Raw genomic sequence first — 21,141 nt, 5'->3', positions numbered from 1 at the left:
CGGCGAGGGTCACTTGGTCTGGCTGAGCCAGCCGAAGCCCCCGAGCCCGGTCGCCTCCAGCAGCTCGCCCTCCTCCGAGGCCCGCGCGAGCGCGCGAAGGTAGCGGCGCGGATCGGTGCGGGCCAGGTCGAGGGGCGGCCGCGCGCCGGTCAGCCCCAGCTCGCGCAGCGCCTCGCGCTGTGTGGACAAGGCTGTGGATATCGCGCCGGCCCGCCGCCCGGCCTCGGCGCACGCGTCGAGTGCGACGTGTGCGGTGATGTCGCAGCTCCCGTCGGGTACGGGGGTCACGACCGACCCGTCCCGGTATCCGGTCAGCGTTCCACAGGGCGGACGGTTATCCACAGGATGTGCATAATCGATGGCGATCGCCCGGCCCCTGGTGAGACGGACGAGAACGGACGCCCACGCCTCGTCACGCGGCCTGCCGACCTCGGCCCGCGCCCCCATCCGTGTCAGCGGCCACCACCGGTCGAGCCACTCCCGGTCGGCCGGCCGCAGCGGCCCGCCCAGGCGCTCCTCGCCGGTGTGCACCTCCACCATCACCACCCGGGGCCCGTCGGCGGTCTGCTCGACCACGTCGAGCGGCACGTTGTCGAGCCACTCGTTGGCGACGGCCAGCCCGGTGAAGCAGCACGGCAGCTCTCTCGACCAGGCGATCTCCTCGGGCAGGCCGGCGGGCCTGGGCGACAGGTCGATCGCCGTGACGCGCAGCCGGTCGCGCAGCGCGGGCTCGGCGCGTTCGAGGACCTCGGCGACCAGCACGCCCTCGCCCGCCCCGATGTCGACCAGGTCAAGCGCGTCGGGTTTGCCCAGCTCGGCGTCCACTTCCGCGAGCAGCGCCAGCACCGCCTCGGCGAAGGCCGGGGACGCGCTGACGGAGGTGCGGAAGTGGCCCGAGGGGCGTTCGCGGAGGTAGAAGCCCTCCTCGCCGTACAGCGCGCGCTCCGTCGCCGCGCGCCATGTGAGCCACATGCCTGGACTATCTCATGACTTCCCATCGCGACGCACTGTCATTGAATGACTACTCAATGTCGCAATCTTGCGCTAGCGTTTACCTGTTGTTATCGAGTGATTGCCCTGCGTCGACCATCGGGCGGTGCGGCCTTCACTCGCCGAAGAAGCACCCCGCGGTCGTGCAGGCCGCGAAAGAGAGGAGCCCTCGTGCTGAAGAAGGTCATGGTCGTCACCGGAGCCGTCGCCATGCTGTCGCTGGCCGCCCCGGCGCACGCCGACATCACCAACGGCACCGGCGGCGTTATCTCCGGCAACCAGCTCCACGTCCCGATCGTCGCCCCGATCAACGTCTGCGGCAACGCGGTCGCCGTCATCGGCCTCGCGGTCGCGGGCTGCAAGGGCGGTGCCAACGCCTACGCGCCCAGCCACCACTGACCGCACTCATAGAGCCCGGGCCGGCGCAGGCCGGCCCGGGTTCATGTCCCGGCTGGTCAGTCGGCGGATGACCGGCCGGCGCACTCCCAAGGGGTCAGCGCGATCGCGGGCGTCGGGTCCACAGAGGACTCGGCGCCCGCTGCCTTTCTGCGATGGCCCCTCTCCTCATCTCTTCCGACAGGGGGTGCACCCATTCGCATGCCCTTGTCCCTTTTGTCGGTAACTCAACGCGCGGCAAATCTCCGGTCACGCTCGCCACTCCCCGAGGCCGTTACCCTGGTCGGCAGTGCCATCACGTTGGTCAGGGGTGAGACGTCATGGACGCAGGGGACCGCCCGGCACGGCTGACCGTCGGCGTGCTGGGGGCCGGCAAGGTGGGCTCCGCACTCGGCGCGGCGCTCGCGCAGGCGGGCCACCGGGTGGTGGCCGCCAGCGGCGTTTCCGACAACTCCCAGCGATGGGCGGCCGAGCGCCTCGGCGTCTCGCCGTCCAGGCCCGACGAGGTGGTGGCGGCGGCGCAGCTGATCCTGCTCACCGTGCCCGACGACGCGCTGCCCGATCTGGTCGGCGGCCTGGCCAGCACGGGCGCCGACCTGCGGGGCAAGATGCTCGTCCACACCAGCGGGGCGTACGGTCTGTCGGTGCTCGACCCGGCGGCCGAGGCGGGCGCGCTGCCGCTGGCGCTGCACCCGGTGATGACGTTCACGGGCCGCGACGACGACCTCAACAAGCTCACCGGCATCTCCTACGGCGTGACCGCCCCCGACGTGCTGCGGCCGGTCGCCGAGGCGCTGGTGATCGAGATGGGCGGCGAGCCGGTCTGGATCGCCGACTCCGACCGCCCGCTCTACCACGCGGCCCTGGCCGGCGCCGCCAACCACATGGTCACGCTCATCGCCGAGTCGGGCGACCTGCTGCGCGGCATCGGGGTCGAGCATCCAGGCCGGATGCTGGGCCCGCTGCTCGGCGCCGCGCTCGACAACGTGCTGCGGCTCGGCATCGCGGGCCTGACCGGTCCCGTCGTCAGGGGAGACGCCGGCACCGTACGCAAACACGTCGACGCGCTCATCCTGGCCGCGCCCGAGGCGGCCGACGCCTACATCGCGCTGGCCAGGCTCACGGCCGACCGCGCGCTGGCGGCCGGGCTGCTCAAGCCGGAGGAGGCGGAGCGGCTGCTCGACGCACTGGGGGGCAATATATGGACCTGACCGTCGCGTTCGGAGGGCTGTTGTGACTCCTCCGCTCCCTGGAGGGAGCGGCTTCTCGCTAAGCCGCTTGCGCAGCCTGGCGAAGGGCAAGCCCTGCCCTGAGAATGTTGACGGCCGCGTTCACGTCGGCGTGCGCGGCATGACCGCACGCCGTACAGACGAACGATGCCTGGGTGAGACGATCGTCCTTCGCGCAGTGCCCGCAACGGGCACACGTGCGGGAGGTGCCGGCGGGGTTCACCGCGATCAGCTCTCGACCGGCGCTTTCAGCCTTGTGCGCGAGGACCGTCAGGAACACCCCCCAGCCCGCGTCCAGGATGCTCTTGTTCAGTCCGGCCTTGGCCGCCGCGCGGTTGGGCAGGAACCCGCCCTCGCCATCCGGCTTCGGGGCCGGACTCTTGGTCATGTTCGTGATCCGCAGGTCCTCGTGCACGATCATGTCGTAGTCGCGGATCAGGGCGTTCGCAGCCTTGTGCGCGCCGTCGAGTCGTTGACGCCGGACCTTGCCGTGCAGGGCCGCGACGCGGGCGACCGCCTTACGGCGGCGCGTGGACCCGCGCTTTTTACGGGCCAGGTCCCGCTGAGCGGTTGCCGGCTTCCCGGCGGACGCCGTGAGGTGTCGAGGGTTGCCGACCTGCTCGCCATCCGAGGTGGTCAAGAACGACGCCACGCCCATGTCCACGCCGACGACCGCACCCGTGGCGGGCAGGATCTCGGCGGGCACGTCGTCGCACGACAAGACGACGAACCAGCGGGAGCCTTCCCGCTTCACGCTGATCGTCTTCACCCGGCCCCGCACCGGGCGGTGCCGGTGGACACGGACATGCCCGGCACCTTGAAGGCGGACAAACGTGGCGGACGGATGCTCGGGCTGGGAGTTCCAGCGGCAGCCATCGCCGTCCTTGGGCCACTCAACCGTGTCGAACCAGCCCCGGCCCTTCAAACGCGGAAAGCCCGGAGTGCGACCGGCCTTGACGCGGCCGAAGAACGCGCGAAACGCCTTGTCCAGGCGGCGCAGGGTCGCCTGCTGAGAGGAGAACGACCAGCGCGCCTGATCGGGGTCGTCGGCGCGGATCTCCTTCAGCTGGGCGGACTGGTCGCCGTACCGGATCGACACCTTGGACCGTCTGTACGCCTCACGCCGCTCCTCAAGCGCCGCGTTGTACAGGGCGCGGTGGTCGTCCAGGCACGCGGTGAGCGCGATCCGCTGGTGCGCGGTCGGACGCATGAGGAACTTGTAAGACCTACGCACGGCCACCCGCCTTGGGTGCCCGCTCATACTGCGTCTCGATGCAGCGCCGCACCGTCTCGGCCGACACAGCGCCGACCATGGCCACCAAGCAGGACCGCGACCACAGCGTGGGCAACCGGAAACGCAGGTCCTTCACCCGTCCGCCGAGGACCGGGCGGCGGTATTTTGGGCACCACACCACGTGGTATCCGAGGTCGTACGCCGCGCCTGGGGAAGTGCGCACCTGACGAGTCACACGGTCATAGAAACAGTGTCATCCATCCAATGCGCGATGAACGGAGATCTCTGATGCGCGGACCTGACAGATCACTGCACGCCCGAGCCTTGACGGCCCTCCCGCTCCCCATTCCCCCGTCGCCTAAAGGCGACGGTCCCCTCGGGAGACTCTGATGGAGCTGATCGTCGCCAGAAACCGGGAGGACCTGGTCAAGGCGCGCCGTGGTGGCACGGTGGCGCTGGTGCCCACCATGGGCGCGCTCCACGAGGGGCACCGGTCACTGATCAGGCAGGCCCGGGTGCGCGCCGATCAGGTCGTGGTCAGCATTTTCGTCAATCCTCTGCAGTTCGGCCCTAATGAGGATTTTTCGCGCTATCCCCGTACATTCGATGCCGATCTGGACGTGTGCCGGGCCGAAGGCGTCGAGGTTGTCTTCCACCCCTCCGCCGATGACATGTATCCGCCCGACCGCCAGGTCGCCGTCTCCTCCGGCGAGATGGGCCGCGTCGTCGAGGGGGCCGCGCGCCCGGGGCACTTCGACGGCGTGCTGACGGTCGTGCTCAAGCTGTTCAACCTGGTGCAGCCCGACCTCGCGGTCTTCGGGCAGAAGGACGCCCAGCAGCTCGCGCTCATCCGCCGCATGGTCGCCGACCTCGACCTGCCCATCGAGATCCTCGGCGCCCCCACCGTACGCGAGCCCGACGGCCTGGCCCTGTCCAGCCGCAACCGCTACCTGTCGGAGGACGACCGGCAGGTCGCCCTGGCGCTGTCGCGGGCGCTGCGGGCCGGCGCCGCGCAGTTCACGCCCGACGAGATCAGGGCGGAGGCGCGCAAGCTGCTCGACGCGGCGGGTCCCGCGCTCGACCTCGACTACCTGGCGCTGGTCGATCCGGCCACGTTCGGCGAGGTCGATGACGACTTCGAGGGGCTGGCCGTGCTCGCGGTGGCGGCCAGGGTGGGGAGCACCCGGCTGATCGACAACGTCACCCTCACGCTGGGCCCGGCCGACCGTCCGTCCTGACCACCCCCGGGGCATGCTCACGCGCGCCCAGGCGTTATCGTCATAGTGACGAAATCGCCTCAGTGAGGAGACCCCCATGAGTGCACCGGCGATTCCCCTGCGTCTGACCGCTCCCGACCCGGGCTGGACCGTGGACGCGGACGTGGTCGTCGTGGGCTCCGGCGTCGCGGGCCTGACCGTGGCCCTGCGCTACGCCGAGCTGGAGCCGGCGGCCAAGGTTCTGGTCGTCACCAAGGACGGCCTGTCGTCCGGCTCGACCCGCTGGGCGCAGGGCGGCATCGCCGCCGTGCTCGACCCGCATGACACCCCCGAGGAACACCTGAACGACACGCTGGTCGCAGGGGTGGGGCTGTGCGATGTACGGGCGGTGCGCACGCTCGTCACCGACGGCCCGGGAGCGCTGCGGCGGCTGATGGACAGGGGCGCGCGGTTCGACCGCACCGGTGACGGAGAGCTCCAGCTCGGCAGGGAGGGCGGGCACCGGCGGCGCAGGATCGTGCACGCCGGCGGCGACGCCACGGGCGCCGAGGTGCAGCGGGCCCTGGTCGAGGCGGTGCGCGCCGGCTCGATCGAGGTCATCGAGCACGCCCTGGTGCTCGACCTGATCAAGGACGCCCAGGGCCGGGCCAGGGGCGTGACCCTGCACGTGATGGGCGAGGGAGCGCGCGACGGCGTGGGCGCGGTGCACGCCAGGGCGGTGGTGCTGGCCACCGGCGGCATGGGCCAGGTCTACGCGGTCACCACCAACCCGGTCGTCTCCACCGCCGACGGCGTCGCGCTCGCGCTGCGCGCGGGTGCGGTGGTGCGCGACATCGAGTTCGTCCAGTTCCACCCCACCGTGCTCTGGCTGGGCGCGGGCTCGACCGGGCAGCAGCCGCTCATCTCCGAGGCGGTCAGGGGCGAGGGGGCCTTCCTCATCGACCACGAGGGCGAGCGGTTCATGACCGGCGTGCATGAGCTGGCCGACCTCGCGCCGCGCGACGTCGTGACCAAGGCCATCACCCGCAGGATGCGCGAGACCGGGCGCGAGCACGTCTACCTCGACGGCCGCCACTTCGGCCGCGAGATGTGGGAGACGCGCTTCCCGACGATCTACGCGGCCTGCCGCGAGCACGGCATCGACCCGGTGACCGAGCCCATCCCGGTCGCGCCCGCGGCCCACTACGCCAGCGGCGGCGTCCGTACGGACCTGCGGGGCCGTACCAGCATCGACGGCCTGTACGCCTGCGGCGAGGTCGCCTGCACCGGCGTGCACGGCGCGAACCGGCTGGCCTCCAACTCGCTGCTCGAAGGGCTCGTCTTCGCCGAGCGCATCGCGGAGGACATCCACGCCGTACGCCCGTCGCCCGGCGACCCGGTGCCCGCCACCGCCCAGGAGGGGCTGGTGGACCCCCGGGTCAGGTCCAGGATCCAGGCCCACATGAGCGCGGGCGCGAGCGTGCTGCGCAGCCGCGAGTCGCTCATGGAGACCGCCAGGGCACTGCGCGACGCCCGGTGGACGCCGGTGGCGGTGCCGCCGCGTACCGAGTCGTGGGAGGCCACGAACCTGCTCACGGTGGCCACCGCGCTCACCGGTGCGGCGGCGGCCCGGCTGGAGACGCGCGGCTCGCACTGGCGCGAGGACCACGACGTACGCGACGACAACGAGTGGCTCGGCCACCTGGACGTGACGCTGACCGAGGAGGGGCTGCGCATGACGTACACGCCGCACGAGGACACGATGCCCGCGCGCCTGGCGCAGGAGCTGACGGCGGCCGGGCTCGACCCGGCCGAGGTGGACGCGCTGATCACCCGCGCCTTGGACGAGGACCTCCAGGAGGCGGGCGACGTGACGAGCCTGGCCACGATCCCGGCGGAGCAGCGGGCGGTCGCCGACGTGGTGGCGCGTAAGGACGGCGTGGTGGCCGGGCTGGCGGTGGCCGAGGCGGTGTTCGTCCGGCTGGGCGCGGCGCGGGCCGAGCGGGCGGCCAAGGACGGCGAGCGGGTCAGGGCGGGCGACGTGCTGATGACGCTGGAGGGCCCGGTGCGCGGGCTGCTGACGGCCGAGCGCACCGCGCTCAACCTGCTCACCCACCTGTCCGGGGTGGCCACGCTGACCGGCCGCTGGGTGGAGGAGATCGACGGCACGGGCGCGCGGGTGCGCGACAGCCGCAAGACGCTGCCGGGGCTGCGGGCGCTGGAGAAGTACGCGGTGCGCTGCGGCGGCGGCGTGAACCACCGGATGTCGCTGTCGGACGCGGCGCTGATCAAGGACAACCACGTGGTGGCGGCGGGAGGCGTGGCCGAGGCGTTCAGGGCGGTCAGGGAGCGGTACCCGGACCTGCCGATCGAGGTGGAGATCGACCGGCTGGACCAGCTCGACCCGGTGCTCGACGAGGGCGCGGAGCTGATCCTGCTGGACAACTTCACGGTCGAGGACACCGCGCGTGCCGTACAAGTCGTGAAAAATCGGGCGAAAAACAGGGTTGCTCTTGAGGCGAGTGGGGGATTGACCTTGGAATCGGCCCGTGATGTGGCGGACACTGGCGTCGACTACCTTGCGGTGGGAGCGCTAACGCACTCAGCGCCGGCCCTGGACATCGCACTGGATCTGCGGGGGTAATTGATGCTGCTCACGATCGACGTCGGCAACACGCACACGGTGCTGGGACTGTTCGAGGGCGAGGACGTCATCGAGCATTGGCGGCTCGCCACCGACGCCCGCCGCACCGCCGACGAGATCGCGGTCGTCCTCCAGGGGCTGCTGGCCCAGTCGCCACTGCTCAAGGGGGCCGACGTCGACGGCATCGCCATCTGTTCCACCGTGCCGAGCGTGCTCAACGAGATGCGCGAGATGTGCCGCCGCTACTACGGCGACGTGACCGCGGTGATCGTGGAGCCGGGCATCCGCACCGGCGTGCCCGTACGCATGGACAACCCCAAAGAGGTCGGCAGCGACCGCATCGTGAACGCGCTGGCCGCCATCGACCAGTACGGCGGCCCCTGCATCATCGTCGACTTCGGCACCGCGACCTCGTTCGACGCGGTCTCCGCCAAGGGCGAGTACGTCGGGGCGGTCACCGCGCCCGGCATCGAGATCTCCGTGGACGCCCTGGCCGCGGCCGGAGCCCAGCTGCACAAGGTCGAGCTGGTCAGGCCGCGCTCGGTGATCGCCAAGAACACCGTCGAGGCGCTGCAGGCCGGCATCATCTACGGCTTCGCGGGCCAGGTGGACGGCATCGTCGAGCGCATGGCCGCCGAGCTCGCCGACGACCCCGACGACGTCACCGTGGTGGCCACCGGCGGCCACGCGGCGCTCGTGGTGGGCGAGTCGCGCTCGATCGACGTGCACGAGCCGTGGCTGACCCTCATCGGGCTGCGGCTGATCTACCACAGGAACGCCGGCTGACCCCCGTACACGTGAAAGAGCGGCCCCCCGCCGATGCGGGGGGCCGCTCGTGTGCCTGCCACGGTCAGTGGCGGGCGGAGTAGATGTAGTCCCAGCGGCCGCAGTTCGTCGGCCACGCGTTGCGCTGCGGGCCGGCCTGGCAGACCTTCACCCGCACGGCCGAGACGTCCTCGACCTCGAAGCGGAAGCGCTCGAAGCCGGGGTAGCCGCAGTACTTGTCGGTGTAGACCGTGTCCCAGCCGCTGCGGAACTCGCGGGCCTGGAAGGTGACGAACGCGCACTTGCCGCCGCGGCGGTAGGTGCGGTTGTCGCGGTCGTAGAGGCGGCCGGCGACGCTGACCTCGTTGTGGGTGCCGCGCCGGTTCCAGTCGACGCCGATCCAGCCCTCGGCCTTGGCCAGGCCGAACTTGGCGTGGACGGGGCCCCAGCTGTCGGAGGAGTCCCGGTGGTGGTCGAAGCTGGAAGCCTGAGCGGCGGTGGGAAGTGACAGGGCGAGAGCGGTCGTCGCGGCGGCGGCCAGGAGCCCTGTGGCGATCTTCTTGAACATCTTCTCTCCTTGAGCTCCCTGGGCCGGCTCCCTACCGGCTCCCCCCTGAGCTCGTGAGATATTGGTAAGCCAGGACTCTTGCAGAGGATCTACAGCAGGCCGACGAGCCCTTGCAGTTCGCCATATCCCCTACCCTTTGATGTTGTGAGCGACGAACTTCCCGAGCAGATGCGCATCCGGAGGGAGAAGCTCGACCGCCTTCGCAGCGAGGGCGTCGACCCTTACCCGGTGAATTTCCCACGCACGGCCACCAACGCCGAGGTCAGGGAGAAATACCAGGGCCTGGAGCCCGACACCTCGACCGGCGACAGGGTCGCGGTCGCGGGGCGCGTCATGCTCAACCGCGTGGGCGGCAAGCTCTGCTTCGCCACCCTCCGCGACGGAGGCGGCGACCTGCAGGTGATGATCTCCCTCGACAAGGTGGGCGAGGAGTCGCTGGCGAGCTGGAAGCGCGACGTCGACCTCGGTGACCACGTCGGCGTGAGCGGCGAGGTCATCACCTCGCGGCGCGGCGAGCTGTCCATCCTGGCCGACAGCTGGCAGATCACCGCCAAGTGCCTGCGCCCGCTGCCGGAGAAGCACATCGGCCTCACCGACCCCGAGGCGCGGGTGCGCCAGCGCTACGTCGACCTCATCGTCAACGACGAGGCCAGGAAGATGGCCCGGGTCCGCAGCGCCACCGTGCGCGCGGTGCGCGACTTCTGGCACGAAGAGGGCTACCTCGAGGTCGAGACGCCGATGCTGCAGCCGATCCACGGCGGCGCGGCGGCCAGGCCGTTCAAGACCCACATCAACGCCTACGACATGGAGCTCTACCTTCGCATCGCGATCGAGCTCTATCTCAAGCGGCTCGTGGTGGGCGGCATCGAGAAGGTCTTCGAGATCAACCGGAACTTCCGCAACGAAGGCGCCGACTCGACCCACAACCCCGAGTTCACGATGCTCGAGGCCTACGGCACCTACCTCGACTACAACGACATGGCCGACCTGACCCAGCGCATGTACCAGAAGGCCGTGGTGGCCGCACTCGACACCACGGTGGTCGTGCACGACGGGCAGGAGATCGACCTCGGCATCGCCGAGTGGCCGCGCATCACGCTCTACGGCGCGGTCTCGCAGGCCGTGGGCGAGGAGATCACCACCTCCACCACCCTTGAGGAGCTGCGCAAGCTGGCCGACCGCCGCGAGGTCCACTGGGACCCGAAGTGGGGCTCGGGCAAGCTCGTGCAGGAGCTGTTCGAGGCGCTGGTCGAGCACACGCTGGTGCAGCCGACGTTCGTCATGGACTATCCGCTGGAGACCTCGCCGCTGACCCGCCAGCACCGCGACAACCCGCTGCTGACCGAGAAGTGGGACCTCATCGGGTTCGGCACCGAGCTCGGCACCGCCTACTCCGAGCTGATCGACCCGATCGAGCAGCGGCGCCGGCTGGTCGAGCAGTCGCTACTGGCCGCCGGCGGCGACCTCGAGGCCATGCAGCTCGACGAGGACTTCCTGCAGGCGCTCGAATACGCCATGCCGCCGACCGGGGGCATGGGCGCCGGCATCGACCGGATGATCATGGCCTTCACCGGCAAGAACATCCGCGAGACCATTCTGTTCCCGCTGGTCAAGCCCAGCCACTGAGTCCAGCCACTGAGCCCAGCCACTGAGCACATGTGCGGCGGCGCTGCCCTGAGGGCGGCGCCGCCGTTTCGCGTGCGCGGTCAGGGCACTTCTGGACGCCTGCGCCGAACCGCATTCTGGTCGGCCCGCTTTCCGACATTTGATCGTCTGTAAGCACCTGGTCAAGTTCGCAGGCCCGCAGGCGGGTCGGGCGCGCAGGTGCGGGCGGCTCCGCCGCGTGGCCAGGGGCGGCCGTCGCGAGCCGTCGCGAGCCGGCCCGCGACGAGGCCGCGCCGCCCTGGAACACCTCGCCGACCGGCCGTTCCGTCGTGCTGCCCGTACGTCGGCCGGGCGGCTTCTCATGGGTGCGATGAGAAAGATCGAAAGGCGTTCAGCGCCGATTTTCGCGTTGTGTGGGCTGCTTAATCGGCGGCGTTCTGTAGTGCTTTATCGCCAGGGCGTCACATATTTCGGATCATGTCAATAGTGCTGGTCAAGCCACACGGTTGTCATGCTTGACGACCTTTCCAGAATGCGTTTACGGTCTGCGAGGAGCAACCTGGGTCCGGTCGAGAGGCCCACGTTCTGCTGTTGGGGGGGAGGGCTCCCGATGGAAGTGCTCACTGAAGGTGTTGAACTCAGCCATGCGGACCTCGCATTGCTGTCGGAGCTGGCGAAAGGGGTCACGGTCGACCGGGTGGGGAGACGGCTGGACATCAGCGGCCGTACCGTACGCCGGAGACTGCGGGGCATCTGCGACCGCATCGGCGTCGCCACGGCGATCGAGGCCGTGGCCTGGGCTGCCCGCCGCCAGCTGATCTGATCACCGGCGACGGGCTCGTGTGGGGCGGGCCCTGCGGGCCCCTGTAGGGCCTTCTGCGGACCTCGCAGGGCGGCTCCTATCGGGGCGGGCTCGGTTGGGGCGGCTCCAGTCGGGGCGGGCTCGATCGGGGGCGGCTCCAGTCGGGGCGGCTCAGTCGGCGATGCGCACCGCGCCGGCGAAGGGCCGCCGCTCGATCGAGGCGATGCGGACGACGTCGCCGGTCCGCGGGGCGTGCACCATCATGCCGCCGCCGAGGTAGATGCCCACGTGGTGCAGGTCGCTGTAGAAGAACACGAGGTCGCCTGGGCGCAGCTCGGAGCGGTCGATGTGGCGGCCCGCCGTCCACTGGCTGCCGGTGTAGTGCGGCAGCGAGATGCCGACCTGCTGGTACGCGGCCATGACGAGGCCGCTGCAGTCGTAGGAGCTGGGGCCTTCTGCGCCCCACACGTACGGCTTGAGCTGCTGCGTGAGCGCCCACCTGGCGGCCTGGGCGGCCTTGCCGCTGCCCACGATGGGCAGGTTGACGCGCTGGGCCCGGGTGCCGGGCCGGCCCGCCTCGCCGAGCGCCCGCCTGAAGAGGTTGCTCTCGACCTTGGTGACCAGCTTGGTGATCTTGTCGCGCTTGCCGTCGAGGTCGGAGATGAGCTTCTCGACCTCCTTGATGCGGGTCGCGGCGCCCGCCTTGGCCCGCTCGGCGGCCTCCCTGGCCTTGGTGACCTGGTTGACGGCCTCGCCCTGCTGCTGCTGCAGCACGTACGTGGTGGCGGCGCGGTCGAGGAACTCGTCGGGGTCGTCGGAGGTGGCGAAGGCGAGGGCGCGGCTGAGGCCGCCGGTGATGTAGGCGTTCTCGGCCAGTGCGGCGGCCTTGGCGCGCTTGGCGGCGAGGTCGGCCTCGCTGGTGGCCAGCGTCTTCTTCGCGGCGTCAGCGGCCCGCTTGGCGCTCTTGAGCTTCTCCCGCTGGCTGTTGTACTCCTCGGCCAGCGTCTCGATCTCGGTGTGCATCTTCTCGACCTGCTTGGCGAGGTCTTGGAGCGAGGGCTTGGGGTCGGCGGACGCCGAGCCGACGGGGGCGGCGACCAAAAAGGTGGCCAGTGTGACACTTATTACACCGAGCAGACGCGACCGCCGGGAGGCACGTTGCGGAGGGCGGGCGTGCTTGCCCGCGATCGTCCTCTCACGCCTGCGCGTGCGCTTCACCAACCAGCTCCTCTCGTCGACGCCTGCCGGGTTAGCTGACGGGTTCGGGCCGGAGCAGCCCTACCGGACGTTGCGGATTCACCCCGATGGTGGCGCTGGGGGGCGTCACCGGCGGTTCCCCGGCTCCTCCTCGCGGAGGATTAGGCGTGTCGCCCGCGCGCGACACGCGGGGAACATCGTCGCTGGACACTAATGCACTCCGGGTTCGTGCTCAACCAGAACTGCCGACTCTGTAGAGGTTTCACAACCGAAGAGTCACAAGGTGATCTCGTGCCTGGCCGTACGAAACGCAACTTATGACGGATTTGCCGCTCGATCTGGTGACTCGCGGGCCTGCTCAGAGCTCGTGCTCGGATGAGCACGAGTTGTAACAGCATGGGCCGAGACGTGGGAGTTAGGGCCGAGCCGTAATGACATCTGTACCCTGGAGGGCCATGGAGCAGGTGGCCGAACTGACAACAGCTGAGACCGCGGTGGTGGTCCGGCGCGCCCGCACGCCCGATGTGCGGGACATCAGGAGGCTTGTGGACACCTACGCGGGGGCGGGCTCGGGCTCGCGGCTCCTGAAGAAGGCCACCGTCACCCTGTACGAGGACGTACAGGAGTTCTGGGTGGCCGAACGGGGCGGGCAGGTCGTCGGTTGCGGTGCGCTCCACGTGCTCTGGGAGGACCTCGCCGAGGTCCGTACCGTGGCCGTGGACCCGCAGTGCCGTGGCATGGGCGTCGGCCATCGGATCGTCTCGGCGCTGATACAGCAGGCGAATGATCTAGGTCTGCGGCGTGTATTCTGTCTGACTTTTGAGGTCGACTTCTTCGCAAGACTGGGCTTTCGCCAGATTCAGGGCACGCCGGTCTCACCCGAGGTGTACGCCGAACTGCTGGCCTCGTACGACGAGGGTGTCGCGGAGTTCCTCGACCTGGAACACGTCAAACCGAACACCCTGGGCAACACCCGCATGCTGCTGCATCTGACATCGGGTGACGCGGACCTTGACCAGATGGAAAGGTGATTGTTGATACCTATGTCGATACGTTGGGCAGCACAGGCATGTGTCCTGACACGTGCCACATGCGCACTCGAAGCGAGGTGACACGGTGAGCACCGGACAGCCGCCGTATCCACAGGACGAATCCGGCGAGAACTCTGCACCCGGCACCCCTTACGGGCAGCAGAACGCGGGCCGCCACCCCGGCGAGCCCGACCCGGACGTCACTGTGGTCGGCTACCGGGCGGACGATGCCTACGGGCAGCAGCCCCAGTACGGACAGCAACAACAACAGTACGGCTATGGCCAGCAGCAACCCCAGTACGGCCAGCAGCCGCCCTCATACGGCCAGCAACCCCAGTACGGCCAGCAAGGCTACGGCCAGCAGCAGCAGTCGCAGCCCGGTTACGGCCAGCAGGGCTACCCCCAGCAGGGCTACGACCCCCAGCAGCAGCAGCAGGGCTACGACCCTCAGCAACAGCAGGGCTACGACCCCCAGCAACAGCAGGGCTACGGCCAGCAGCAGCAGTCCCAGCCGGGCTATGGCCAGCAGCCCCAGTACGGACAGCAGCCCCCGTCGCAGCCCGGCTACGGGCAGCAGCAGGGTTATGACCCCCAGCAGGGCTATGGCCAGCAGCAGCAGGGTTACGGGCAGCAGCCGCCGTCCCAGCCCGGCTATGGCCAGCAGCAGGGCTACGGCCAGCAGCAGGGCTACGGCCAGCAGCCCCCGTCCGGCCAGCAGGGCTACGGTCAGCAGCAGCAGTCCCAGCCGGGCTACGGCCAGCAGGGCTACGACGCCCAGCAGGCCTACGGGCAGCAGCAGGGTTACGGCCAGCAGCAGCAGTCGCAGCCCGGTTACGGGCAGCAGGCCTACGGCCAGCAGGGCTACGACCCCCAGCAGCAGTACGGCCAGCAGCCCGGCTACGGGCAGCCCCAGCCGTACGGCCAGGGCGGCTACGGCCAGCAGCCCGGCTACGGGCAGCCCTACGGCCAGCCGGTCGGCGTCCAGCCGCCCGGTGCGCCCGCGCCGCTCGCCGAGTGGTGGCAGCGCCTGCTCGCCAGGCTCCTCGACGGCGTCATCTTCGGCATCGTCATGTACGTGGTGCAGCTCCTGCTGGCGCCGCTGTACCCCTCCTACAGCTCGATCACGGGCCTCACGAGCGGGCTGACCTTCGGGATCCTGTACTACGTGGTCGTCTCGATCGTCGTCACCATCGTCTATCTGCTCTACGACTTCCTGCTGACGAAGATGAAGGGCCAGACCGTCGGCAAGATGGCGCTGGGCATCAAGGTCGTCCAGGTCGGCGGGCAGCTGCAGCCCGACGGCGTGCCGACCGACGTCGCACTCAAGCGCGCCCTGCTGACGGTGGGCGGCTACATCTTCTACTGGGTGCCGATCCTGGGCCCCATGATCGCGGGGCTCATCTACGCGCTCAACGGCGCGTCGCAGCTCTGGGACAAGCCGCTGCACCAGACGTTCGGCGACAAGTTCGGCAAGACCGTGGTCGTCAAGGTCAGGTAGCCCTTCAGGGCGACACAAGGGCCGGCTCTGCGCCGGCCCTTGTGTTATGTCCGGGTCCCCCGGTGAAAATGGTCAGAGTCCCCGTGCGCCGCGAACACGTGAGGTGGGAGATATGGCCGGGACACCACCAGGACCGCAGGCCCGCCCCGCTGAATGGTGGGAACGCCTGGCCGCCCGCTTCATTGAAGCGCTCGTCTTCGGGGTCTTCTATTACATTCTGTTCATTGCGCTGTGGGGCTTCTTGCGGACTGTCGGGATGTCGGAGGTGTTCGGTGGCCGGCTGCCCGGGGTGATCGGATGGGCGGTGGCCGGGTTCGCTTATGCCGGTTACGACTGGTGGGCTCATTCACGGCGCGGGCGCACGTTCGGTAAGGCGATCATGCGGATTCGCCTGGCGCCGGACGACCGGCCGCCCCGTACGCTGCTGAAACGGTCGCTGGTCTATCCGGCGCCGCTGATGCTCATGGGCATTCCGGTGGTCAATCTGGTGGCCGGAATGCTGCTCTTCGGCGTGGGGCTGCTCATCCTCATGGACAAGCCGCTGGAGCGGGGGCCGCACGACAGGGTGGCGGGAACGCGGGTGGTAAAAGATCTTCGGTGAGACCGGCGTACCTGGGGCGATGTCTTTTCGTAAAATTTTCGGTTGATCCGGTAAGGAGCCTGGAGAGACTGGCATTAGGCTATGGGGCGTCCGGGTTGCCGGATGATGGCGCCCCTGCGACACGCAGGGCATCTGTGTGCCGCTATGGTCGGGTACGGGTGGTCATCGCCCGCGCGTCATGAGGAGCCGGGCTCCCGTGGCGGCGCGCCGAGCGCTTTAAGCGCCCCCGAAACCCCGCTAGCCGTGGAGGCGAAGGACGAATGGAAGCCCTAACGGACGTATTGTCAGCGCTCATCCCCCCTCTGGTGGTGGCCGGCGCCTTCATCTTTGGCGTAGTGAAGTTGGTCCGCTCCGAGGCTCTGGGGGGCCGCCGAAACCGCGAGGATCAGCCCGAGCGGCAGAACTGATCGGCTAGTCAGCCGAATCCCCGTAGCGCTGAATTGTCTCCACGCCTTTCCGGGTATATGTTTGGGCAGGCGAATGAAACAATGCTCCGCGAAAGGATTGCGTACATGGCCAAGCAGATCCAGGAGATTCTCATCGATGACCTCGATGGGGGCGAGGCCAATGAGACGGTCAGCTTCGCTATTGACGGCTCCTCCTATGAGATTGACCTCAGCGACCTTAACGCGAAGAAGCTGAGGGACGCTCTCACGCCTTTCGTGCAGCACGCGCGCAGGGCGGGCGCCGTATCCACGCGTCGCCGCGGTCGCGGCGGCAGCCGTGCGATGAGCCGGGAGAAGAGCTCGGAGATCCGTCAGTGGGCCAAGGCCCACGGCCTGCCCGTCAGCGAGCGCGGCCGCATCGCCTCCACCGTCGTGGAGAAGTACGAGGCCGCTCACTGACAAGCCCGTCACTCGACCATGCGCTTATGATGTTCGCCTTGGACCCCGGCGGCCGCCATAAGCGCATGATCGTTTCCCCGGCGTCCCGCGAATCCGGACTCCGGTGGAGGATGATCTCCTAAGGCGCCCAAATGTGGGCGTTTTGGGCGCGCGCGTTCACTGGCCATCCCCGGCGCCGGTTTCCGGCGGTTTCCGGCCGGGGCCGCGTTATGCGGGCGAGCGCGCGCCGAAAGCCGTGTGGGGCGGCCGAGCCCATTCAGGAGTACGCTCCGTGTACGCCGGGCCGGCCGCCCCCATTGCCGTTCCCGGCATCATCCGCTTGTGCGCGGGCGAAATCGGCGACCGCCGGGGGTTAACCCGGCCGCCCAACTCTTCACGCGCTGTAGCGTAAAAGCGTGATCCACTGCCGCCGCATCCGGCGGGAAACCCGCGGCGTACGGATGCGCGGCCGCGCGCGATATCCCCGCCCCGCCCTCCGCCTGTGGGCATAAGACGCGAGTATGAGCAAGCCTCACGCATTGCCGGTTCCCCAGCATCGGCCCGCAATGCGACCAACTCGCGACCGGCCGGCATTCCGATTGCCGTGCACCTGCTCGTGCAAGGATCACGAGGAATGCGACGCATCAACCGGTGACGGCGTCTCATCATGCGGGACGCGTCCGGTAACCGGGCTGACCGGATGCCGCATTACCGATTACCGTCTGTACGGGCGCACGCAGAAGCGCGGTGCGCGCAGGGTGGCGAGTTGTGCTCAGGGCGTAGTGCGCTCGCTTGGCCAAGCCTCGCATCACCACATACGATGACGTCAGAACAGATACGCGGCATCAGCGACGCGCGGGCGAAGCGGCGTCCCCAACGCCGCCTTCGTGCCAGGCGTCAGATGGCCAGATCCGTGAGGGATCCGCGTGCGCCGCGAGTGGCAATTCGCAGTCGCCCCGCCGGGGCGGCTTAAACATCGTTCGCTTGCGGCGTATCGGGAACATGTCACCCCCGAACAGTAGTTGGATGGAGGGTGAACGCCCTGCTCTCGGGGAACGTGTCTGCTATAGAGCGTGTCAGCGGCAGAGGGCACGGTTCGCCGAGCCAGGGCTAGCATGCGGGAGGACGGGACCGGATTTACCGGCCTGACTGACCGCTCTGTGAGGAGCGACGAGATGTTCGAGAGGTTCACCGACCGAGCGAGGCGTGTTGTCGTCTTGGCCCAAGAAGAGGCCAGGATGCTCAACCACAACTACATCGGCACTGAGCACATTCTTCTTGGTTTGATCCATGAAGGTGAAGGCGTGGCCGCCAAGGCTCTGGAGAGCCTCGGCATCAGCCTTGAGGGTGTGCGCCAGCAGGTCGAGGAGATCATCGGCCAGGGCCAGTCGGCTCCGTCGGGGCACATTCCGTTCACCCCGCGGGCCAAGAAGGTCCTCGAGCTGTCGCTCCGTGAGGCTTTGCAGCTGGGTCACAACTACATCGGCACCGAGCACATCCTGCTCGGGCTCATCCGTGAGGGTGAGGGTGTGGCGGCCCAGGTGCTGGTCAAGCTTGGAGCTGATCTCAACCGTGTCAGGCAGCAGGTGATCCAGCTGCTCCACGGTTACCAGGGCAAGGAGCCGGCCGCGGCGGGCGGCCCCCAGGAGTCGGCCCCGTCCACGTCCTTGGTGCTCGACCAGTTCGGCCGCAACCTGACCCAGGCCGCCCGCGAGGGCAAGCTGGATCCGGTCATCGGCCGTGAGAAGGAGATCGAGCGGGTCATGCAGGTCCTCTCCAGGAGGACCAAGAACAACCCCGTTCTCATCGGCGAGCCCGGCGTCGGCAAGACCGCCGTCGTCGAGGGCCTGTCGCAGAAGATCGTCAGGGGCGAGGTGCCCGAGACGCTGAAGGACAAGCAGCTCTACACGCTTGACCTCGGCGCCCTGGTCGCCGGCTCCCGTTACCGCGGCGACTTCGAAGAGCGCCTGAAGAAGGTGCTCAAGGAGATCCGCACGCGCGGCGACATCATCCTGTTCATCGACGAGCTGCACACGCTCGTGGGTGCGGGCGCCGCCGAGGGCGCGATCGACGCCGCCAGCATCCTCAAGCCGATGCTGGCCCGCGGCGAGCTGCAGACGATCGGCGCGACGACGCTCGATGAATACCGCAAATACCTGGAGAAGGACGCGGCGCTCGAGCGGCGCTTCCAGCCGATCCAGGTGGCCGAGCCCTCGCTCAGCCACACGATCGAGATCCTCAAGGGTCTGCGCGACCGCTACGAGGCCCACCACCGCGTGTCCATCACCGATGACGCGCTCGTGGCCGCCGCGCAGCTGGCCGACCGCTACATCAGCGACCGCTACCTTCCCGACAAGGCGATCGACCTCATCGACGAGGCCGGCTCCCGCATGCGCATCCGCCGCATGACCGCGCCGCCGGACCTGCGCGAATACGACGAGAAGATCGCCAACGTCCGCCGCGACAAGGAGTCCGCGATCGACGCGCAGGACTTCGAGAAGGCCGCTGCGCTCCGCGACCAGGAGAAGCAGCTGCAGCTCAAGCGCGAGCGGCGGGAGAAGGAGTGGAAGGCCGGCGACATGGACGTCGTGGCCGAGGTCACTCAGGAGCTCATCGCCGAGGTCCTGGCGACCGCCACCGGCATCCCGGTCTTCAAGCTGACCGAGGAGGAGTCGCAGCGCCTGCTCCGCATGGAGGACGAGCTCCACAAGCGGATCATCGGCCAGGACGACGCCATCAAGGGCCTGTCGCGCTCCATCCGGCGCACCCGCGCCGGCCTGAAGGACCCCCGCCGTCCCGGCGGCTCGTTCATCTTCGCCGGCCCGTCCGGCGTCGGTAAGACCGAGCTGTCCAAGGCGCTGGCGGAGTTCCTCTTCGGCGACGAGGACGCGCTGATCAGCCTGGACATGTCGGAGTTCATGGAGAAGCACACCGTCTCCAGGCTCTTCGGCTCGCCTCCCGGCTACGTCGGCTACGAAGAGGGCGGTCAGCTCACCGAGAAGGTGCGGCGCAAGCCGTTCTCCGTGGTCCTGTTCGACGAGATCGAGAAGGCCCACCCCGACATCTTCAACTCGCTGCTGCAGATCCTGGAAGACGGTCGCCTGACCGACGCCCAGGGTCGGGTGGTCGACTTCAAGAACACGGTCATCATCATGACCACCAACCTCGGCACCCGCGACATCTCCAAGGGCATCGGGGTCGGGTTCGCGAAGTCCAACGACACCGAGTCCAACTACGAGCGGATGAAGGCGAAGGTCCAGGAGGAGCTCAAGCAGCACTTCCGGCCCGAGTTCCTCAACCGTGTCGATGACATCGTGGTCTTCCACCAGCTGACGCCGAACGAGATCATCAAGATCGTGGATCTGATGCTCGCCCAGGTCGACGCCCGCCTGAAGGACCGCGACATGGGGCTCGAGGTCTCGCCCGAGGCCAAGCAGCTGCTCGCCGACCGCGGCTACGACCCGGTCATGGGCGCCCGGCCGCTGCGCCGGACCATCCAGCGCGAGCTGGAGGACTCCCTGTCGGAGAAGATCCTCTACGGCGAGCTCCGGCCGGGGCAGGTCGTGAAGGTGACGGTGGAGGGCGAAGGCGACGACGCCAAGTTCATCTTCAAGGGGGAGACCTCCTCGAAGATCCCGGACTCGGCCGCCGCGATCGCCGCGCCGATCCAGAACTGACGCCCCTGTAAGGGCTCGGTCGAAAGCCCCCGTGTGAGCCACTCACACGGGGGCTTTCGCGTGTCTGCGGGGTCGGCGGAAGGCTTCGCGTGTCTGGGGTCGGCGGGGCCTTCGTGTGCCCGAAAGTCAGGGGCTGATCAGGCGGCCGTAGGCGGCGCGGATGTCCGACTTCGAGGACTTGACGAACATGTCGCTGGGCGGGCCGATGTCGACGCCGTAGTAGGTGTAGTGGATGCGGCGCGGGCAGCTGGAGCCGGAGATCTGCACGCTCTTCGGGCCCACGCGTTTTGCCGGTGCGCAGCTCGTAGACGCGTGCGGGGATCTTCCGCTTGCTGAACGTCACGTACGGGTGGCCGCCGAGGGCGTGCTCGGACAGGTACGGGCAGGTTCTGCGCGCGGCGCCGTTCTTGCCTTCGCCGGCGCAAGATGACCAGGACGGCGTCCTCGGCCCCCCGCGGCTCTCGGCCCCCTGCCAGAGCGCCGCCGGATGCTCGCGGTGGGTCTGGAGGGTGGGCTCCGAAGGCTCTGAGGGGGCTTTTGGGGGGATGGTGGCGTTTGTCGGGTGTTCGGGGCGGGTGGGCGGTTCTGGGGCCGTACGAGGCGGGTACAGGCGGCCCGCACTCCGGTTGCTGCCGGAAAGAGAGGTCGTTGCCTAATCGTTGGACGGCCGGCTATGCCACCACCGCGAGTAGTACTACACTGCGTAGAGCATAGCCAAGTCTCATCCAAGTGAGTCACAAGAGCGCGATCTCAAACTGAGGGCTGCTCCCAGAGGAGTAGCGGACCATCAACTCAGGGCGGACGCGCGCGGCAGCCGCAGGCAGGCATGCTCACTTGGTCGCACGTCCGAGGCGGGCGACGGGACAACATCAGCAAGCCGTGGA

The 21,141-nt window shown here is 68.8% G+C and carries 18 protein-coding genes and 1 riboswitch; of the genes, 12 read left to right on the top strand and 6 right to left on the bottom strand.

The window, feature by feature from the left end:
• Positions 1–9: 9 nt before the first annotated feature.
• A complete protein-coding gene (locus AB0K28_RS10455; protein ID WP_364367638.1) occupies positions 10–972 on the bottom strand; it encodes an SAM-dependent methyltransferase in 963 nt (320 codons plus the stop codon).
• Positions 973–1,161: 189 nt separating this feature from the next.
• Between AB0K28_RS10455 and AB0K28_RS10450 the strand changes: the two genes are divergently transcribed.
• Together AB0K28_RS10450 and AB0K28_RS10445 are read left to right on the top strand one after the other, a co-directional pair.
• Complete coding sequence (locus tag AB0K28_RS10450; protein WP_345392362.1) at positions 1,162–1,389, top strand: chaplin family protein; 228 nt, start codon at positions 1,162–1,164, stop codon at positions 1,387–1,389.
• A gap of 317 nt (positions 1,390–1,706) precedes the next feature.
• Positions 1,707–2,597 (top strand): DUF2520 domain-containing protein, encoded by an 891-nt coding sequence (locus AB0K28_RS10445; protein ID WP_355412625.1) that lies wholly within the window; start codon positions 1,707–1,709, stop codon positions 2,595–2,597.
• Between the two features lie 58 nt (positions 2,598–2,655).
• Here the strand turns inward: AB0K28_RS10445 and AB0K28_RS10440 are convergent, their stop codons facing one another.
• Together AB0K28_RS10440 and AB0K28_RS10435 are read right to left on the bottom strand one after the other, a co-directional pair.
• A complete protein-coding gene (locus AB0K28_RS10440) occupies positions 2,656–3,825 on the bottom strand; it encodes a transposase (RefSeq protein WP_364367635.1) in 1,170 nt (389 codons plus the stop codon).
• A gap of 16 nt (positions 3,826–3,841) precedes the next feature.
• A complete protein-coding gene (locus AB0K28_RS10435) occupies positions 3,842–4,084 on the bottom strand; it encodes a hypothetical protein (protein ID WP_364367632.1) in 243 nt (80 codons plus the stop codon).
• Between the two features lie 154 nt (positions 4,085–4,238).
• Between AB0K28_RS10435 and panC the strand changes: the two genes are divergently transcribed.
• The 3 genes from panC to AB0K28_RS10420 all read left to right on the top strand — a co-directional run bounded on the left by panC (position 4,239) and on the right by AB0K28_RS10420 (position 8,475).
• The gene (panC, locus tag AB0K28_RS10430) at positions 4,239–5,087 is read left to right on the top strand and encodes a pantoate--beta-alanine ligase (protein ID WP_364367629.1); all 849 of its coding nucleotides are present in this window, start codon (positions 4,239–4,241) and stop codon (positions 5,085–5,087) included.
• Between the two features lie 76 nt (positions 5,088–5,163).
• Positions 5,164–7,689, top strand: a complete 2,526-nt coding sequence (locus AB0K28_RS10425; protein ID WP_364367626.1) for an L-aspartate oxidase — start codon at positions 5,164–5,166, stop codon at positions 7,687–7,689.
• Positions 7,690–7,692: 3 nt separating this feature from the next.
• Positions 7,693–8,475 (top strand): type III pantothenate kinase, encoded by a 783-nt coding sequence (locus tag AB0K28_RS10420; protein ID WP_364063997.1) that lies wholly within the window; start codon positions 7,693–7,695, stop codon positions 8,473–8,475.
• A gap of 64 nt (positions 8,476–8,539) precedes the next feature.
• On the opposite strand, the gene AB0K28_RS10415 is transcribed toward AB0K28_RS10420, so the two are convergent.
• A complete protein-coding gene (locus AB0K28_RS10415) occupies positions 8,540–9,022 on the bottom strand; it encodes a hypothetical protein (RefSeq protein WP_345392353.1) in 483 nt (160 codons plus the stop codon).
• Positions 9,023–9,166: 144 nt separating this feature from the next.
• Here AB0K28_RS10415 and lysX point away from each other — a divergent pair, with 144 nt between their 5' ends.
• Positions 9,167–10,648 carry a bifunctional lysylphosphatidylglycerol synthetase/lysine--tRNA ligase LysX gene (lysX, locus tag AB0K28_RS10410; RefSeq protein WP_364367622.1) on the top strand — a complete coding sequence of 494 codons (1,482 nt, stop codon included), beginning with the start codon at positions 9,167–9,169 and terminating at the stop codon, positions 10,646–10,648.
• Positions 10,649–11,237: 589 nt separating this feature from the next.
• Positions 11,238–11,450 carry a LuxR C-terminal-related transcriptional regulator gene (locus AB0K28_RS10405; protein ID WP_345392350.1) on the top strand — a complete coding sequence of 71 codons (213 nt, stop codon included), beginning with the start codon at positions 11,238–11,240 and terminating at the stop codon, positions 11,448–11,450.
• A gap of 150 nt (positions 11,451–11,600) precedes the next feature.
• On the opposite strand, the gene AB0K28_RS10400 is transcribed toward AB0K28_RS10405, so the two are convergent.
• The gene (locus AB0K28_RS10400; protein WP_345392347.1) at positions 11,601–12,530 is read right to left on the bottom strand and encodes a C40 family peptidase; all 930 of its coding nucleotides are present in this window, start codon (positions 12,528–12,530) and stop codon (positions 11,601–11,603) included.
• A 122-nt stretch (positions 12,531–12,652) separates the two neighbouring features.
• A riboswitch (cyclic di-AMP (ydaO/yuaA leader) is annotated at positions 12,653–12,804 on the bottom strand.
• Positions 12,805–13,081: 277 nt separating this feature from the next.
• Here AB0K28_RS10400 and AB0K28_RS10395 point away from each other — a divergent pair.
• The 5 genes from AB0K28_RS10395 (at position 13,082) to AB0K28_RS10375 (ending at position 20,257) form a co-directional block, all read left to right on the top strand.
• Positions 13,082–13,657 (top strand): amino-acid N-acetyltransferase, encoded by a 576-nt coding sequence (locus tag AB0K28_RS10395; protein WP_355412611.1) that lies wholly within the window; start codon positions 13,082–13,084, stop codon positions 13,655–13,657.
• A gap of 85 nt (positions 13,658–13,742) precedes the next feature.
• Positions 13,743–15,155, top strand: coding sequence for an RDD family protein (locus tag AB0K28_RS10390; RefSeq protein WP_364367617.1), 1,413 nt, complete (start codon positions 13,743–13,745; stop codon positions 15,153–15,155).
• Between the two features lie 112 nt (positions 15,156–15,267).
• A complete protein-coding gene (locus AB0K28_RS10385) occupies positions 15,268–15,756 on the top strand; it encodes an RDD family protein (protein ID WP_355412607.1) in 489 nt (162 codons plus the stop codon).
• Between the two features lie 512 nt (positions 15,757–16,268).
• Complete coding sequence (locus AB0K28_RS10380) at positions 16,269–16,601, top strand: Lsr2 family protein (RefSeq protein ID WP_090937978.1); 333 nt, start codon at positions 16,269–16,271, stop codon at positions 16,599–16,601.
• A gap of 1,154 nt (positions 16,602–17,755) precedes the next feature.
• The gene (locus tag AB0K28_RS10375) at positions 17,756–20,257 is read left to right on the top strand and encodes an ATP-dependent Clp protease ATP-binding subunit (RefSeq protein ID WP_345392338.1); all 2,502 of its coding nucleotides are present in this window, start codon (positions 17,756–17,758) and stop codon (positions 20,255–20,257) included.
• 126 nt (positions 20,258–20,383) lie between these two features.
• Here AB0K28_RS10375 and AB0K28_RS10370 read toward each other — a convergent pair whose 3' ends face one another.
• Positions 20,384–20,539, bottom strand: coding sequence for a hypothetical protein (locus AB0K28_RS10370; protein WP_364367612.1), 156 nt, complete (start codon positions 20,537–20,539; stop codon positions 20,384–20,386).
• Positions 20,540–21,141: the final 602 nt, after the last annotated feature.

It is taken from the genome of Nonomuraea sp. NPDC049504 (assembly GCF_040676845.1).
GTDB classification, from domain to species: Bacteria; Actinomycetota; Actinomycetes; order Streptosporangiales; family Streptosporangiaceae; genus Nonomuraea; species Nonomuraea salmonea.
The sequence above is the reverse complement of the archived record's forward strand: the minus strand, read 5'-3'. Positions and strand labels throughout refer to the sequence as shown.

Bases quoted from the DNA above. Each gene is read 5' to 3' on its own strand.
- panC (WP_364367629.1), top strand. From the start codon at position 4,239: ATGGAGCTGATCGTCGCCAGAAACCGGGAGGACCTGGTCAAGGCGCGC.
- AB0K28_RS10385 (WP_355412607.1), top strand. From the start codon at position 15,268: ATGGCCGGGACACCACCAGGACCGCAGGCCCGCCCCGCTGAATGGTGG.
- AB0K28_RS10425 (WP_364367626.1), top strand. From the start codon at position 5,164: ATGAGTGCACCGGCGATTCCCCTGCGTCTGACCGCTCCCGACCCGGGC.
- AB0K28_RS10415 (WP_345392353.1), bottom strand. From the start codon at position 9,022: ATGTTCAAGAAGATCGCCACAGGGCTCCTGGCCGCCGCCGCGACGACC.
- AB0K28_RS10455 (WP_364367638.1), bottom strand. From the start codon at position 972: ATGTGGCTCACATGGCGCGCGGCGACGGAGCGCGCGCTGTACGGCGAG.
- AB0K28_RS10445 (WP_355412625.1), top strand. From the start codon at position 1,707: ATGGACGCAGGGGACCGCCCGGCACGGCTGACCGTCGGCGTGCTGGGG.
- AB0K28_RS10420 (WP_364063997.1), top strand. From the start codon at position 7,693: ATGCTGCTCACGATCGACGTCGGCAACACGCACACGGTGCTGGGACTG.
- AB0K28_RS10380 (WP_090937978.1), top strand. From the start codon at position 16,269: ATGGCCAAGCAGATCCAGGAGATTCTCATCGATGACCTCGATGGGGGC.
- AB0K28_RS10395 (WP_355412611.1), top strand. From the start codon at position 13,082: ATGGAGCAGGTGGCCGAACTGACAACAGCTGAGACCGCGGTGGTGGTC.
- AB0K28_RS10405 (WP_345392350.1), top strand. From the start codon at position 11,238: ATGGAAGTGCTCACTGAAGGTGTTGAACTCAGCCATGCGGACCTCGCA.
- AB0K28_RS10440 (WP_364367635.1), bottom strand. From the start codon at position 3,825: ATGCGTCCGACCGCGCACCAGCGGATCGCGCTCACCGCGTGCCTGGAC.
- AB0K28_RS10375 (WP_345392338.1), top strand. From the start codon at position 17,756: ATGTTCGAGAGGTTCACCGACCGAGCGAGGCGTGTTGTCGTCTTGGCC.